This is a genomic window from Candidatus Pelagibacter ubique HIMB140, from assembly GCF_025558165.1.
GTDB classification, from domain to species: domain Bacteria; phylum Pseudomonadota; class Alphaproteobacteria; order Pelagibacterales; family Pelagibacteraceae; genus Pelagibacter; species Pelagibacter ubique_T.
The window spans coordinates 232,683-248,258 of the sequence record NZ_LAMZ01000001.1; the positions used below are offsets into that span (position 1 = coordinate 232,683).

At 26.8% G+C, this 15,576-nt stretch carries 17 protein-coding genes; 8 read left to right on the forward strand and 9 right to left on the reverse strand.

The annotated features are described in order from the left end of the window. Entirely contained in the window at positions 1 to 1,782 is a 1,782-nt protein-coding gene (locus VP90_RS01380; protein WP_262589259.1) for a sensor histidine kinase NtrY-like, read from the reverse strand. Positions 1,783 to 1,805: 23 nt separating this feature from the next. Between VP90_RS01380 and ispF the strand changes: the two genes are divergently transcribed. The 3 genes from ispF to VP90_RS01395 are packed head-to-tail and all read left to right on the forward strand — an operon-like array spanning position 1,806 to position 3,861. Beyond that, the gene (ispF, locus tag VP90_RS01385) at positions 1,806 to 2,906 is read left to right on the forward strand and encodes a 2-C-methyl-D-erythritol 2,4-cyclodiphosphate synthase (RefSeq protein WP_262589260.1); all 1,101 of its coding nucleotides are present in this window, start codon (positions 1,806 to 1,808) and stop codon (positions 2,904 to 2,906) included. Then, positions 2,903 to 3,394, forward strand: a complete 492-nt coding sequence (locus tag VP90_RS01390) for a phosphatidylglycerophosphatase A family protein (protein ID WP_262589261.1) — start codon at positions 2,903 to 2,905, stop codon at positions 3,392 to 3,394. Before ispF ends, VP90_RS01390 begins: the two co-directional genes overlap by 4 nt. Then, the gene (locus VP90_RS01395) at positions 3,394 to 3,861 is read left to right on the forward strand and encodes a CinA family protein (protein ID WP_262589262.1); all 468 of its coding nucleotides are present in this window, start codon (positions 3,394 to 3,396) and stop codon (positions 3,859 to 3,861) included. The genes VP90_RS01390 and VP90_RS01395 overlap by 1 nt, the downstream gene beginning before the upstream one ends. Here VP90_RS01395 and VP90_RS01400 read toward each other — a convergent pair. From VP90_RS01400 to tpiA, 8 genes are read right to left on the reverse strand one after another with little or no spacing between them, the layout of a single operon-like run. Continuing rightward, complete coding sequence (locus tag VP90_RS01400; RefSeq protein WP_262589263.1) at positions 3,858 to 4,295, reverse strand: type II toxin-antitoxin system RatA family toxin; 438 nt, start codon at positions 4,293 to 4,295, stop codon at positions 3,858 to 3,860. The two genes, VP90_RS01395 and VP90_RS01400, sit on opposite strands and share 4 nt — an antisense overlap. After that, a complete protein-coding gene (gene lipA, locus VP90_RS01405) occupies positions 4,295 to 5,215 on the reverse strand; it encodes a lipoyl synthase (protein ID WP_262589264.1) in 921 nt (306 codons plus the stop codon). The genes VP90_RS01400 and lipA overlap by 1 nt, the downstream gene beginning before the upstream one ends. Beyond that, the gene (locus VP90_RS01410) at positions 5,205 to 5,507 is read right to left on the reverse strand and encodes an FtsB family cell division protein (protein WP_262589265.1); all 303 of its coding nucleotides are present in this window, start codon (positions 5,505 to 5,507) and stop codon (positions 5,205 to 5,207) included. Before VP90_RS01410 ends, lipA begins: the two co-directional genes overlap by 11 nt. Next, positions 5,507 to 6,763, reverse strand: coding sequence for a phosphopyruvate hydratase (gene eno / locus VP90_RS01415; protein ID WP_262589266.1), 1,257 nt, complete (start codon positions 6,761 to 6,763; stop codon positions 5,507 to 5,509). The genes VP90_RS01410 and eno overlap by 1 nt, the downstream gene beginning before the upstream one ends. Then, entirely contained in the window at positions 6,760 to 7,581 is an 822-nt protein-coding gene (kdsA, locus tag VP90_RS01420) for a 3-deoxy-8-phosphooctulonate synthase (RefSeq protein ID WP_262589267.1), read from the reverse strand. The genes eno and kdsA overlap by 4 nt, the downstream gene beginning before the upstream one ends. After that, the gene (locus VP90_RS01425) at positions 7,578 to 9,194 is read right to left on the reverse strand and encodes a CTP synthase (RefSeq protein WP_262589268.1); all 1,617 of its coding nucleotides are present in this window, start codon (positions 9,192 to 9,194) and stop codon (positions 7,578 to 7,580) included. The genes kdsA and VP90_RS01425 overlap by 4 nt, the downstream gene beginning before the upstream one ends. 44 nt (positions 9,195 to 9,238) lie before the next feature. Beyond that, on the reverse strand, positions 9,239 to 9,538 hold the full coding sequence (gene secG, locus VP90_RS01430; RefSeq protein WP_262589269.1) for a preprotein translocase subunit SecG: 300 nt from the start codon (positions 9,536 to 9,538) through the stop codon (positions 9,239 to 9,241). 6 nt (positions 9,539 to 9,544) lie between these two features. Further along, positions 9,545 to 10,285 carry a triose-phosphate isomerase gene (gene tpiA / locus VP90_RS01435; protein ID WP_262589270.1) on the reverse strand — a complete coding sequence of 247 codons (741 nt, stop codon included), beginning with the start codon at positions 10,283 to 10,285 and terminating at the stop codon, positions 9,545 to 9,547. Between the two features lie 56 nt (positions 10,286 to 10,341). On the opposite strand from tpiA, the gene VP90_RS01440 reads away from it, so the two are divergent. From VP90_RS01440 to VP90_RS01460, 5 genes are read left to right on the forward strand one after another with little or no spacing between them, the layout of a single operon-like run. After that, positions 10,342 to 11,763: a SurA N-terminal domain-containing protein gene (locus VP90_RS01440; RefSeq protein WP_262589271.1), complete on the forward strand. Its 1,422-nt coding sequence runs from the start codon at positions 10,342 to 10,344 to the stop codon at positions 11,761 to 11,763. Beyond that, positions 11,760 to 13,220, forward strand: a complete 1,461-nt coding sequence (trpE, locus tag VP90_RS01445; RefSeq protein ID WP_262589272.1) for an anthranilate synthase component I — start codon at positions 11,760 to 11,762, stop codon at positions 13,218 to 13,220. Before VP90_RS01440 ends, trpE begins: the two co-directional genes overlap by 4 nt. Continuing rightward, positions 13,220 to 13,786 carry an anthranilate synthase component II gene (locus VP90_RS01450; protein ID WP_262589273.1) on the forward strand — a complete coding sequence of 189 codons (567 nt, stop codon included), beginning with the start codon at positions 13,220 to 13,222 and terminating at the stop codon, positions 13,784 to 13,786. Before trpE ends, VP90_RS01450 begins: the two co-directional genes overlap by 1 nt. Before the next feature lie 4 nt (positions 13,787 to 13,790). Beyond that, on the forward strand, positions 13,791 to 14,783 hold the full coding sequence (gene trpD, locus VP90_RS01455; RefSeq protein ID WP_262589275.1) for an anthranilate phosphoribosyltransferase: 993 nt from the start codon (positions 13,791 to 13,793) through the stop codon (positions 14,781 to 14,783). Next, on the forward strand, positions 14,776 to 15,567 hold the full coding sequence (locus VP90_RS01460) for an indole-3-glycerol phosphate synthase TrpC (RefSeq protein WP_262589276.1): 792 nt from the start codon (positions 14,776 to 14,778) through the stop codon (positions 15,565 to 15,567). Before trpD ends, VP90_RS01460 begins: the two co-directional genes overlap by 8 nt. The last annotated feature ends 9 nt before the right edge of the window (positions 15,568 to 15,576 follow it).

Here is a 15,576-nt window from a genome sequence, read left to right on the forward strand (position 1 = left end):
CTATTTAATAAAATCTATTTTAATTTTTGCACCTTCGTCTAAAGGTATAAATTCAATTTTTCCATTATGGTCATTTATAATTTTACTTACTATTGAGAGACCCAATCCAGTTCCATTTTTTTTAGTAGTAAAATATGGATTTAAGATATCTTTAATATTTGCTGCAAATATTCCAAAACCGACACCATTATCAATTAAATTAATTTTTATATGGTTATTTTCTTCATTAACTTCAATCGTGATTATTTTATCTAAATTACTGTCATTTTCTGCTCTTTGTTGGATACTTTCGATAGAATTTTTAATTAAATTAAAGAAAACTCTTGCAAGTTGTTCTTTGTCACTATTTAAAAAAACTTCTTTTGAATTGGTGTTAACAGAAATATTAATCGAATTATCTAACTCATTTAATAATTTGATATTTTCTTCAATAATTTGAATTAAATTATTTTCTTTTAAAATTGGTTTTGGCATACGAGCAAAATCAGAAAATTCATTAACTAAATTTCCTATTTGTTTAATTTGATTATTTATTATCTTTAGATTTTCATCAAAATTTTTTTTATCATCTTCATTGACTTGTTTAGAATATTTTGATTTCATTCTATCTATTGTCAACTGAATTGGAGTTAATGGGTTCTTAATTTCGTGTGCTAATTTTCTTGCTAAATTACTCCACGCTTCATGTCTTTCATTAATAATTAATTTTTCTTGTTGATTTCTAAGTCTATCGATCATTAAGTTAAAATTTTTGTTTAATATTTCTAAATCTTTATCAGTTTTTACCTCTGGAACTTTTGTATCAAATTTTCCTTCTCCAATTGAGACAGAGGCATTAATTAAATTATTAATAGATCTAAAAAATCTAGAAGAAAATCGTATGGCTATTGATATAGATACAAACAACAATACACTTACAACAATAACATAAATAATTGCAAAAGAAATTTTAATGCCTGTACTCTTTTCTTCAACAGTGTAATAAAAATTAATAGCTTCTTGTGACTCGTTTAAGTATCTTGAAATATCTTTATCAAGATATTTTACAACGTACAAAAATCTATTATCAAAATTTTGTAATCTCATAATTGCTGCTGATATATTTTCTGGGGCATTAATTATTTTCAATGGTCTATCATCATCAAGTACTAATGCTAATGCTCTATCAACAGGTGGTATATATGGCTGATTATCTTTAAGAGATGTAAACAATAGTTCTTTATCAACATTTATAATATGTATTTCATCAACACCTCTGATTAATTTCTGTGTATCTAAGAATCTTTTGTATTCATTAGGATTATCATTTAGAAAATTTTTACTTTTATTGGTATCAAAAGCAATTAATACAATATCGGATTGAATTTTGTTTCTAATTTCTTCAACATAGTTTCTAGCAAGTTCATAAGAATTATTAACAACTGTAGTAACCTTTTTGTCAAAATATTTTTCTAAAGCAAACGAAAAAAGGAACAAAGAGAAAATAGATATTAAAACTGAAGGTATTAAAGTAAAGAGAGCAAAAACAGTGATGTATTTTTTATTAGATTTTAAACCATCTTTATCAATATCTGTTCTTATGGCCCTTCTAATTTCAAAAAAAATAAAAACAAAAAGAGCAGCTAGTAAAAAAATATTTAGTATCAGCAGATATTGTAAATTTTTGTCTGTTAGTTGAATAAAACCTTTATCAATAAAAGTTAAAAACGTTAAAAAACCTATCGATAATGTGATAATAAATAATATTATCAAATAAATATTTTTTTTAATAAAATCTGACATTTAGGTATAAAATTTCTATAAATATGAGTAACTATTTTATAATACTAGCTTCAGGACAAAGCAAAAGGTTTAATTCAAAAAAACCCAAACAATACAACATTTATGAAGGCAAACCTTTATTCAAACACTCTGTTGATAAGGCTTTAAAGTCAAAACTTTTTAAAAAAATAATAATTGTAGTTAACAAAAAAAATGAGATTAAAGAAAAATTTCCAAAAAATGTCTCAATTATAATTGGTGGGAAAGAAAGATCTGATTCTTCGTTAATTGCTTTAAAGTTTATTAAGAAATACAAACCCACCAATGTTCTTATACACGATGCAGCAAGACCAAATTTTACTTTGCTTCTTTTAAAAAAATTAATCAGTACGCTAAAAAAACATAATGCTGTCATACCTGTAATTAAATCAAAAGACTCAATTAAATATCAGATTAAGAATTTGATATTTAATTTAAATCGAGATAATTCAATTTTAACTCAAACCCCCCAGGCTTTTAAATTTAAAGATTTATATAATTTATCAATAAAACAAAAAAAGGTAGTTACAGACGAAGCAACATTATTTATTGAAAACAATATTAAAGTAAAATTCATTAAAGGTGAAAATTTAAATACTAAAATTACTTTCAAAGAAGATATTAAGAAAAAATTAACTTACTTTGGTATAGGGTTTGATATTCATAGACTAATCAGAGGTAAAAAACTTTATTTAGGAGGTATTAAAATACCTTATCACTCAGGATTAAAAGGACACTCAGATGGTGATGTAATTATTCATTCAATAATTGACTCGATATTAGGAGCAATGAGAAAAAAAGATATTGGTACTTTTTTTCCAGATAACAGTAACAAGTTTAAAAATATTAGATCTCCAAAAATGCTAAAACCAATAATAAATTTATTAAATTCAAATAATTACTATATCAATAATTTAGACATTAATCTTATATGTGAAAAACCAAAAATATCAAAATACAGAGATAAAATAATTAATTCACTTTCAAATCTTTTAGATTTAAATAAAGATTTAATTAATTTAAAAGGTAAAACTACAGAAAAACTTGGATTAATAGGAAAAGAAAAAGCAATTGCCTGTGAAGTAATTTGCTCAATATCAAAATGAAAAAAATTAACGTTTTAATCTCAACTTTCTTTGGTTACGGTTACTTAACAAAAATGCCTGGCACTGTTACATCGGTTGTCACAACAATCTTTATTTATATAGCTTATGAAATTCTTGATTATACAAGTTTAAAATTCTCGATAGTTTTTTTTATTATTTTGTTTTTTTACTCTTTTTATGCAGTCAAAGACACAGAAAGTGAATTTGAAAATAAAGATCCTAGACAAATTGTAATTGATGAAGTTTTGGGCCAATCGATGCCTTTGATACTTCTGCTTTATTTAAAGCAAACTAATCAAATCAATATTGCTATTGAATTTTATTATATTATTTCTTTATTATCGTTTAGATTTTTTGATATTTTAAAGCCATTTCCGGTAAGCTATTTCGATAAAAATCATAAAAATTATTTTGGTATAATTATGGATGATATAATGGCTGGTCTTTACTCAATGGTTGTAGTCTATTTAGTTAGTTTCATATTTTAATGTATTTAAAAAAACTACATAAAAAACTGATAGATAAAAAATTAACAATTTCTGTAGCTGAGTCTTGTACAGGAGGTTTGTTATCTAACAATCTTACTAAACTAGCAAATTCATCCAAATACTTTCAAATGGGTTTAATTGCTTACTCTAATGAGGCAAAAACTAAAATCTTAAAAGTAGATAGAAATATCATAAAAAAATATGGTGCTGTAAGCAAAGAATGCTGTGAAGAAATGGTAAAGAATTTATCTAAAATTTCTAAAAGCAAAATTAATGTATCAATTACTGGTATTGCTGGACCAGGAGGAGGATCAAAATTAAAACCAGTTGGTCTTGTCTATATTGGGATTAAAACAGGAAAATATTTATTAATTTTAGAAAATAAATTTAAATCTAGGAACAGATCAATTATTCAAAAAAATACAGTAAAAGAGGCATTAAATAAAATTACAAAAATTATTTCTTAAAGATTTTCAGCTCTTTTTTGAAAAGCATCAGCTATTTTGTTTAAACCAAATTGAAATGATTTTTCCATTATTAAATTCAAAAACTTATTTTTAATTTCAAAATCAACATCAAATTGAACTTCTGTTAAATTATCTTTTTCTACAAATTTCCAATTATTTTCAAGATGTTTTAAGGGACCATCAATATTGGTTACATGAATAGAGTCGTTTTTTTTATCATATCTTACATCACTTTTATAAGTATCTACAAAAGGTCTTTTACCAATGGTCAGATCAGCAATTATTTTTTTTACATCTCTCTCGTCATTTGTTTCATAAACTTTTGAGTCTATACAAAATGGAATGAATTCAGGATACTTTTCAATATCTAAAACAAAATCAATTAATGTTTGTTTATCACGTGCAATGTGACGTGTAACTGATGCTTTGGGCATTAATTACTTTTTATTCTATTTTGTTGTAACTTAGCAAAATCTTCATCGGCATGATAAGAAGATCTTGTTAAAGGTGATGAGGAAACTAATAAAAATCCCTTAGCTTTTGCTACAGTTCCTAAATCATCAAATTCTTTTGGGGTATAATATCTATCTAATGGAAAATGTTTTGTTGATGGCTGCAAGTACTGGCCGATAGTTATAAAATCTACATCAGCTGCTCTTAAATCATCCATAACTTGCAATATTTCATCTCTTGTTTCTCCTAACCCAACCATAATTCCAGATTTAGTAAAAATATTTTTATCAATTTTCTTTGCATTTTTTAAAAGTTCTAAGGATGCAAAATATCTAGATCCTGGTCTTACTTTTAAATAAAGACTAGGAACAGTCTCAATATTATGATTGAAAACATCTGGTTTGGCATCAATAACTTTTTTATATGCGTCCCCTTTTCTTAAAAAGTCTGGTGTTAAAACTTCTATAGTTGTATGTGGGTTTGATTTTCTTGTTTGGTTGATCACATCATAAAAATGTTCAGATCCTCCATCATGAAGATCATCTCTATCAACTGAAGTTATTACAACATGTTTTAAATTTAATTTTTTTACAGCTTGTGAAATTTTGATCGGCTCTAATGGATCTAAATTTCCTGGAACACCAGTTTTAACATCACAGAAAGCACACGCTCTTGTGCATGTATCACCCATTATCATAAAAGTTGCGTGTCTCTTACTCCAGCACTCAGTAATATTTGGACAGTTTGCTTCCTGACAAACAGTTACTAAATTATTATTATTAACTATTGTTTTTGTTAAAAAAAATTCTTTGCTATTTGTAAGCTTTGATCTAATCCAATCTGGTTTTTTTTTAATTGGATTTATTGGCTTATTTTCTTTTTCGGGATGTCTACTTTTCATCTTTTTTAATTAAATAAATTGTTTCACCTTTTTTACCAAATAAAAATCTTTCTCTGATTAATATTTCCACATAATCTAAATCCAGATTTGTACTTAATAGAGAATTCTTATGATCAATATCCTCTATTTTATTAATTAATAATGCCTCTTCTTTTTTCAAGTCAGACAAAAGTTCTTTTTTTTCAAAATATGAAAAAAGCCCTCTTTCTCCAGAAACTAAATTAAAAATAAAATAAAATATTAAAAAAATTGATGTTAATAAAAAATAATTTCTTTTTATTAATCTCAACATTAATTGATTTTATTCATTCTTGCCTTATTTCCAAGTTCTTCTTCAATACGAATTAATTGATTGTATTTAGCAACTCTTTCTGAACGTGCTAAAGATCCTGTTTTAATTTGATTAGAATTTGTTCCAACTGCCAAATCAGCAATGAATGTGTCCTCACTATCTCCAGACCTATGAGAAATTATTGTTTTATAACCGATAGTTTGAGCAAATTTAATTACATCTAGAGTTTCAGAAACAGTACCTATCTGATTAAGTTTAATTAATATAGAATTAGATGAAATATTTAAAAATCCTTTTTTTAATCTCTCAAGATTTGTAACATAAAGATCATCTCCCACAATCTGAACTTTTTTTACTGAACGCATTAATTTATTCCAAGCTAACCAATCATTTTCTGCAAAAGGATCTTCTATAGATTTAATTTTATATTTCTTGATAATTTTTTGGTATTCTTTTATTGATTTTTCAACGCTTACAAAACTTTTTGAATGGATTGAATATTTGTTTTTTTTTAATAGTTCATTTGCAGCCACATCCAAACAAATTGAAACATCTTTACCATTAACAAATCCAGATTTCTTAATTGCTGAAACAATCAAATCTAAAGCCTGGTTATTACTACTAATCATAGGTGCAAAACCGCCTTCATCACCAACTGAGGTAGAATAACCTTTGTTTTTAATTAAATTACTTAAGTTTTTAATTACAACGAAACAAATCCTCATTGCTTCTGAGAAACTTTTTGCTCTATCTGGTCTTATCATAAACTCTTGAATTCTAAGACCATTGTTGGCATGAGCTCCACCGTTAATAATATTCATCAGTGGATAAGGTAATTGAAAATTATTTTTTAAAAAAAATGTTTTATACAAAGGTAGTTTTTTTACTTTTGCAGAAAGTTTTTTTACAGCCATTGATACTGCAAGCATAGCATTTGCACCTAAATTGGTTTTTTGTCTCGTACCATCTAAATTAATTAATAAGGCATCAATTCTCTCTTGATTATGAACGCTTTGACCTTTTAATTTTTTTGAAATTTTTGAATTTACTAATTCAACAGCTTTTAAAACACTTTTACCTAAATACTTCTTATTGTTTTTATCTCGTTTTTCAAAAGCTTCGTATGTTCCAGTTGATGCACCTGATGGGCATATGGCAGATGCACTTAAATTATTAGTATAGACCTCAGCTTCTACTGTTGGATTTCCTCGACTATCAAAAACTTGTCGTGCTTTAACTTTTGTTATTTTACTCACTTAATAAGTTTATCAATTTCGGTTAAATGTTTTAGTAAATTTTCTAGTTTATCTAGAGGAACCATGTTAGGCCCATCAGATGGTGCATTATCTGGATCTTGATGAGTTTCTATAAATACACCTGCAACCCCAACGGCAACAGCTGCTCTTGCAAGATACTCAACAAATTCTCTTTGACCTCCAGAAGACTCTCCTTGTCCTCCAGGTTGTTGAACTGAATGCGTTGCATCAAAAATAACTGGATACCCATTCTTAGCCATAATAGGTAAAGATCTCATGTCAGAAACCAAAGTGTTGTATCCAAAACTTGCGCCTCTTTCAGTAACAAGAATATTTGAGTTTCCTGAGTCTGATATTTTTTTTGTAACATTTACCATGTCCCAAGGAGCTAGAAATTGACCTTTTTTAACATTTATAATTTTATTTGTTTTTGCAGCAGCAATTAAAAGATCAGTTTGTCTGCAAAGAAAAGCTGGAATTTGTAAAACATCAACGTGATTAGCAACTACTGAACATTGCTCTGAATTATGAATGTCGGTCAAAATTGGAATATTTAATTCTTTTTTAATTTTGTCAAACACAGGTAATGAAGCTTCCAAACCAGCACCTCTCTTACCTTTTAAACTTGTTCGATTAGCTTTATCAAAAGAAGTTTTATAAATAAAACCTAGACCATATTTGGAAGTTATTTCTTTTATTTTTCCAGCCATGTCCATTGCATGCTGTTCTGTTTCAAGTTGACATGGACCAGCAATGATACAAATTTTTTTATCGTTTGAAATTTCTATGTTCCCACAATTGACTGTAATACTACTCATTTATGATTTTTTGCTGCTTTGATAAATGAAGAGAATAAAGGATGAGGAGATAAAGGTCTAGATTTAAATTCAGGGTGGAACTGAACTCCAATAAACCAAGGATGATTTTTAAGTTCAATTATCTCAGGAAGTTTATTATCTGGTGATAAACCAGAAAATATCAGTCCATTTTTCTCAAATTTTTCCTTAAATGAAATATCCACTTCATATCTATGTCTGTGTCTTTCTTTGATTAATCTTGATTTATAAATATCTCTAATTTTAGACTTATCTTTTAAAATTGCATCATAAGAACCAAGTCTCATTGTTCCACCTAAATTTTTATCTGTACCTTTAACTTTTTTTCCACTTTTTTCCCACTCATTCATTAAACCAATTATATGAACACCACCTTTATCAAACTCAGAAGAAGTTGCTTTTTTAATTTTTAATTTATTTCTAGCAAATTCTATTATTGCCATTTGCATACCGTAACAAATACCTAAAAATGGTATTTTATTAATTCTTGAATATTTAATTGCTTCGATTTTTCCCTCAGTTCCTCTTTTTCCAAATCCTCCTGGTATTAGAATACCTGAAACATTTTTAAGTTTGCTTTTAATTTCAGAAACTTTTAATTTTTCTGAATCAATTCTAACTAAATTTACCTTCAAGTTGTTTGTAATTCCTCCATGCGTTAAGGCTTCATCTAATGATTTATATGCATCTTTTAATTCTACATACTTACCTATTATCGCAATATTAACTTGTTTTTTTGTATTAAGTGTAATTTTGGTAATTTTCTTCCAAGGATTTAGGTTATTTGATTTTTTAGATTTTATTTTAAAGTAATCTAAAACTTGAACATCTAACTTTTCTTTAGCAAAACTAATTGGTGCTTCGTAAATTGTTTTTACATCAACCGTTTCAATTACATTTTTAATATCAACATTACAAAATAGAGATATTTTTTTTCTATGCTCTAAAGGTATTGGTCTTTCTGATCTACAAATAATTATATCAGGTTGAATACCAATACTTCTCAATTCTTTGACAGAGTGTTGTGTTGGTTTGGTTTTTATTTCATCTGATGCTTTTAAGTATGGAACTAACGTTAAATGAATAAATAAAGAATTTTTTTTCCCAATATCATTTGAAAATTGTCTTATAGCCTCAACAAATGGTAAGCTTTCAATATCACCTACAATTCCACCTATTTCGCAAATTACAAAATCTTCTTTTGACGTATCGTATTTAATAAATTCTTTAATTCTATCGGTTATATGTGGAATAACTTGTACTGTCTTTCCAAGATATTCTCCTTTTCTTTCTTTTCTCAGAACATCGCTATAAATTTTTCCTGTAGTAATATTATCTGTTTTCTTTGCAGTAACTCCTGAAAATCTTTCATAGTGACCTAAATCTAAATCTGTTTCAGCACCATCATCTGTTACAAAAACTTCTCCATGCTGGAATGGGCTCATTGTTCCAGGATCTACATTTAAGTATGGATCTAATTTTCTAAGCCTAACTTTATAACCACGTGACTGTAATAGATAAGCTAATGATGCTGATGATAGACCTTTTCCAAGGGATGAAACCACGCCGCCAGTGACAAATATATATCGCGCCATGGAATTATTTTATAGCTGATAAAAAAAGAAATAGAAAGTATTAATTAATTATTTTCAGGAATTGATGGAGTATCTTCAGTTTTTTCTTCAACCGTGTCTAAAACTGATCCTGTAGGCGTTAATTCTGCTCTAGAAATTATTGTCAGTGCTAAGCTACAAATGATAAATAAAGTTGCAACTATCGCAGTTGCTTTAGTAATAAAACTACCAGCAGACCTTGATAGCATGAAATTTTCTTGTGAAACACCAATACCTAAAGCGCCACCCTCTGATTTTTGAAGTAGCACAAGCACAACTAAAATAAACGCAAGTATGATATTAACTACAAGTAATAATGTTTCCATGTGGGTCTAATTAATGGTTTTTTTAATTATATCAATAAATTTCTTTGGATTTTGTGATGCTCCACCTATTAAAAAACCATCTATGTTAGGAATTATTTTTAATTGATCAATATTTTTACTGTTAACAGAGCCTCCATATAAAACTTTTGGAGATTTTTTTCCAAATTTACTTTTTATAAATTTAATTGATTTAGACAGTTCCTCAGATGAAGGAATTAAACCAGTTCCAATTGACCATACTGGTTCGTACGCAATAATTATATCATTAATTTTTTTGATAGATTTTAATCCTTTCTTTAATTGACTATTTAAAACTTGATTAGTCTTTTTATCTCTTTTTTGTTTCAGAGTTTCACCAATACAAAAAATAATTTTTAAACCAGATTTGATTGAATTTTTTATTTTAAGATTAATTAGATTGTCATTTTCTCCAGCCATTCTGTTTTCGGAATGACCCAAGATCACATATTTTGCTCCAACACTTTTAAGCATTCTTGCATTAACCTGACCTGTAAAAGCTCCATAATCTAAATTTTGATGAGAATTTTGTGCACCAACTTCAATATTTGTTTTACTAAGTCTTTTTGAAATTGGACGTATTAGAGTATTTGGAGGACAATAAATTAGTTTGAACTTATTTTTTTTATGACTTTTTGAGAATTTAATAACTTTATCTAATGAATTTATAGTTTTTAAATCTCCAAACATTTTCCAATTAGCTATAAAATACATATATTTATTTGTCATAATTGACTTTTTAATCTATAGATTTGTTTTTTACAGATCAATAAATATATAACGTTATGGTTGAAAAATTAAAAAATTTAGGTTGGAAACAATTTGGCGGATTAGTTTTAATAGTAATCATCATAATAGCTTTTGGATTTGGTGGATTTGGCGGTGGCTTTAGCACTAATAATCAAAATAATATTGCTAAAATAAATAAAACTAACGTTACCACTCAAGATTTCATGGACTATGTTAATCAAAGTGGAATTTCACAAGAAGCAATAAGAAATAATTTAGATAACAACATTATAGAAGAATTACTATCAGGACTTATTTCAACAACTTTAATTGATCTAGAGATTGAAGATTTTAAACTTTCTATAAACGAAAAGACAATTTTAAAATATCTAAAAGACAATAAAAATTTTAAAGACGAGAATGGTGCTTTTGAAAGAATTAAATACGAAAAATTTTTACTTTCAAATAATATGTCTGCTCCTTTGTTTGAGTTGAAATTAAAAAATCAAGGTTTACAGAAACACTTATTTGATTTTATTGGTGCAGGTACTGTTACCCCTGAATTTCTAATAGAAAGTAAATTTGAAGAAAACAATAAAACATTATCTATTGAATACTTTGATATGGAGAATTTATATAAGATTAAAGAAGATTATACATCAGATGAAATCAATACATTTATTGAAGAAAATAAAGATCAATTAAAAAGAGAATATATTGACTTCAAATATGTGATTTTAAATCCAAAAAATTTAATTGGAATTGATGAATTTAATCAAGATTTTTTTAACGAAATTGATGCAATAGAAAATAAAATTTCTCAAAATGAAAGTTTTAGTTCGATAATCGAAAACATAAATGTAGATGTGAATAATATTAATGAATTTGCTCCAGATGAAAACACTAGTACGAACGAAAAGTTAATTTACTCAAAAAAATCAAGCAAATTAGATATATTTGAAAGTGGCGATAATTATATTCTTTATAAAATAGAGAATGAATATGATCGTTCGCCAGATTTAAATGATGAGACAGTAAAAAGTGAAATTGTCGAGCTTATTTATCAAAAAGGTAAATTTGATTACAATAGAAAAATAATTGAAGAAATACAGAATGATGGATTTAATGAAAGTAAATTTATAGAGTTAAGTTCAGGTAAAATCCAAACTGGATCAATTAATTCAATTAGTGATGATGGGCTGTTTGAAGTAAATTCAATTAAAATGCTCTACTCATTACCTCAAAATTCATTTGCTTTAGTAAACAATACTAATAATCAAATATTTTTAGTCAAAATAAAAGGTATAAATAAAAATACGATAAATAAACAAGGCGAGGAATATAAAGGATTTGTAAATTCACAAAATACAAACAATAGAAAAAGTATTTTACAATCTTACGATACCCTGTTGAATAATAAATATCAGGTTCAATTGAATCAAAAAACTATTGATAGAATTAAAAACTATTTCAAATGATAATTAATCGAAGCTTCAAAGATTTTAAGTTTCGACATAGAAGCAAAAAAAATCAGATTATATACACTTCTAAAAAAGTAAATTCTGATGATGAAGTAATAAATTTAATTGATAATTTTTTAGAGGAAAAAAATAGTTTTATATTTGAGTCTGTTGAAAAAGGAAAAATTAAAGGTAGATACACAATTTTTGGTAAAGATCCTGATAAGATATGGGAGTTCAACAACCAAAAGTCATATTTAATCACTGAAAATAACAAAATCATTCTTAAAGATAAACCAGAAGAATTAATAGAAAAAATTATTGAAAATTTTAAATTTGATACACCTAAGAATTTACCAAAGATTTGTTCGCTAATTTCAGGTTATTTTTCATACGACTCTATAAGATACATAGAAAAAATTCCTAACTCATGTAAAAATGATCTTAATTTACCTGATGTAAGATTGATGAGACCAAGAACCTTGGTTATTCATGATAATTTAAAAAAAGAAATATTTTATATAAGTAATGTTTTTAATGATGAAAAAATTAAAAATTATCAAAAAAAGTATGACGCTATAAAAACTGATCTATTTAAACTATTAATACAATCAACGATCAAAAATATTGATACAAAAAGAGTGTTAAAAGAAAAAAAAATTAAAGTTAAATCAAACACATCTAAAAATAAATTTCTTGCAATGGTTAATAAAGCTAAGAAATACATTAAACTTGGTGATATTTTTCAAGTTGTTTTAAGTCAAAGATTTGAAGCAAAATTAACAAAAAAACCATTAGAAATTTATAAAAAACTTAGAGTAACTAACCCCTCTCCTTTCATGTTTTACTTCAACTTTAATGACTTCCAAATTATTGGGGCAAGTCCAGAAATTTTAGTAAGACTAAGAGATAATAAAATTACAGTAAGACCAATAGCAGGTACTAGACCAAGAGGAAAAAATAAAAAAGAAGATCTTTTTTATGAAAAAGACCTTCTTAAAGACAAAAAAGAACTTTCTGAACATTTAATGCTTTTAGATTTGGGAAGAAATGATGCTGGTAAAGTATCAAAAATAAATACTGTAAAGGTAACCGAGAGTTTTATAATTGAGAGGTACTCTCATGTAATGCATATAGTTTCCAATGTGGTTGGAGAGTATAATAAAAAGTTTTCAAAATTTAAATCACTGTTGGCAGGATTTCCTGCTGGTACTGTATCTGGTGCTCCTAAAATAAGAGCAATGGAAATTATTGATGAATTAGAGACATCTAAAAGAAAAGTTTATGCTGGTGGAATTGGATATTTTTCTGCTAATGGTGAATTTGATACTTGTATTGCATTAAGAACAGCTGTTGCAAAAAATAAAAAATTCTATGTACAAGCTGGAGCAGGTATCGTAGCCGATAGTAAGCCTACAAACGAATATGATGAAACAGTGAACAAGGCGAAAGCTTTGATAAATGCTTTAAGATAATGAAAATATTATTAATAGATAATTATGATAGTTTTACATTTAATCTTTATCATTACATTTCTTCATTAAATGTAAAAGTTGATGTCATACGAAATGATAAAATTAACTCTAAAGAAATATTAAGAAAAAAATATGATAAAATTGTTATTTCACCTGGACCTGGAAATCCAAATCAATCTGGAAATTGCATAAGCATTTTAAAATCATTACATAAAAAATTGCCCTTTTTAGGTGTTTGTCTTGGACATCAAATTATAGGTCAAGTTTTTGGATCTAAAATTATTCAAGCAAAAAAATTAATGCATGGAAAAACTAGCAAAATTAAATCAAAAAAAATTGGGATTTTAAAAAATCTACCCAGTACCTTTGAAGCTACAAGATATCATAGCTTAATTATTGATAAAAAAACCCTTTCGAAAGATTTAGAGATTACTGCTGAAACTGATGATGGGGTAATTATGGCTATCCAACATAAGCAATTTAATATTCATGGTGTACAATTCCATCCGGAAAGTATTAAAACTAAGATAGGAATAAAAATTTTAAAAAGTTTTATAAATTATTAATTTTATGGAAAAGATTTTAGAAAAACTTAAAAATAAAGAAAATTTAACCTTTGAAGAAAGTAAGTCAGCATTTGAAATTTTAATGACTGGTAAAGCTGATGAGGATCAAATCTATAATTTTTTAACACTTCTGTCTGAAAAAGGAGAAGTCGCAGATGAAATTGCTGGAGGTGTTTATGTACTTAGAGAAAAATCTAAAAGAGTACACGTTCAAGATTGCATAGATACATGCGGTACAGGTGGTGACGGTATGAACACTGTTAATATATCAACTGCATCAGCCTTACTTTTAGCTAGTATGGGGATAAAAGTTGCAAAGCACGGCAATAAAGCGGTATCCTCAAAATGTGGCTCTGGAGACGTTTTGGAAGCTCTTAATATTAAAGTTGATTTAGAGCCGAAAGAAATAGAACAAGAAATAAGCAATAACAATTTTGGTTTTATGTTTGCTCCAAATTATCATAGCGCTATGAGATTTGTAGGTCCTGTAAGAAAGAAAATCGGTAAAAGAACTATTTTCAACATGATTGGTCCTTTAAGCAATCCTGCTTTAGTAGAAAGACAAGTTGTTGGAGTATTTGATAAAAAATTATTAAAAATTTTTGCAGAAGGATTAAAAAATTTAAATATAAAATTTGCATGGATAGTAAACAGCGAAGATGGATTGGATGAAATATCTCCTTATGCAAAAACAAATATAATGCAATTGAAGAATGGAGAAATATCTGAAATCTTGGTTGATCCCAATTCAATTGGTGTGAACGCTGAGAAATTTGAGAATTTAATTGGTAATGATGCAAAATTCAATGCAAATAAAATGATTGAAATATTTAAAGGTAAAGATAATGATTTTTCAAAAGCAGTTTGTCTAAATGCAGCAGCTGGTTTAATCGTTGCAGAAAAGTTTGTTGATTTTGAAGAGGCCTATAATCACGCAAGACAATTTATTCTTTCTGGTAAAACTTTTTCACATTTGGAACAAATACAAAATGTCTGAAAACGTTTTAGAAAATATAATTAAAAAAAAAATCGAAAAAATTGATAATCTAAAAAAATCAATAGATCTTAAAAAATTATATGAATTAATACAAAAAAATAAATCATACATAAATTTTAAAGATAAAATTGAAAACAATTTAAAAGAAAATAAAACTTCAATTATTGCTGAAATAAAAAAAGCAAGTCCTTCTGCAGGTGTTATAATTGAAGACTACAATCCAGTAGAAATTGCTGATATTTATTTAAAAAATAATGCTACTTGTTTATCAGTTTTAACTGAAGAAGATTATTTTTTAGGAAATTTAATCCATATAAGCAAAATAAAAGATAAGGTTAATTTACCGATATTATGTAAAGATTTTTTTATTGATACTTTTCAAGTGCCCCTTGCCAAAAGTTATGGTGCAGATGCAATTCTGATTATTTTAGCTGGTGTCTCAGATGATCTTGCAAACAATTTATATCAAGAGGCATTGAAATTAGATATGTCAGTAATAGTAGAAGTACATACTGTTGAGGAGGCTCAAAAGGCATTAAATTTTAAAGATGCACTAATTGGTATTAACAACAGAAACTTAAAAACACTTAAAACAGATATAAATACAACCTATGATATTTATAATGTTGTAAAAAACCACAAAGGACCTCTAATTTCTGAAAGTGGTATTAAATCTAAAGAAGAATTATTGGAATTAAACAGTAAGACATCAATTAATACTTTTTTAATTGGTGAATCACTTTTGAAAAAATTGGATGAAAATTCAATTTTTTCAGTTTTGTAGTCAATTTAA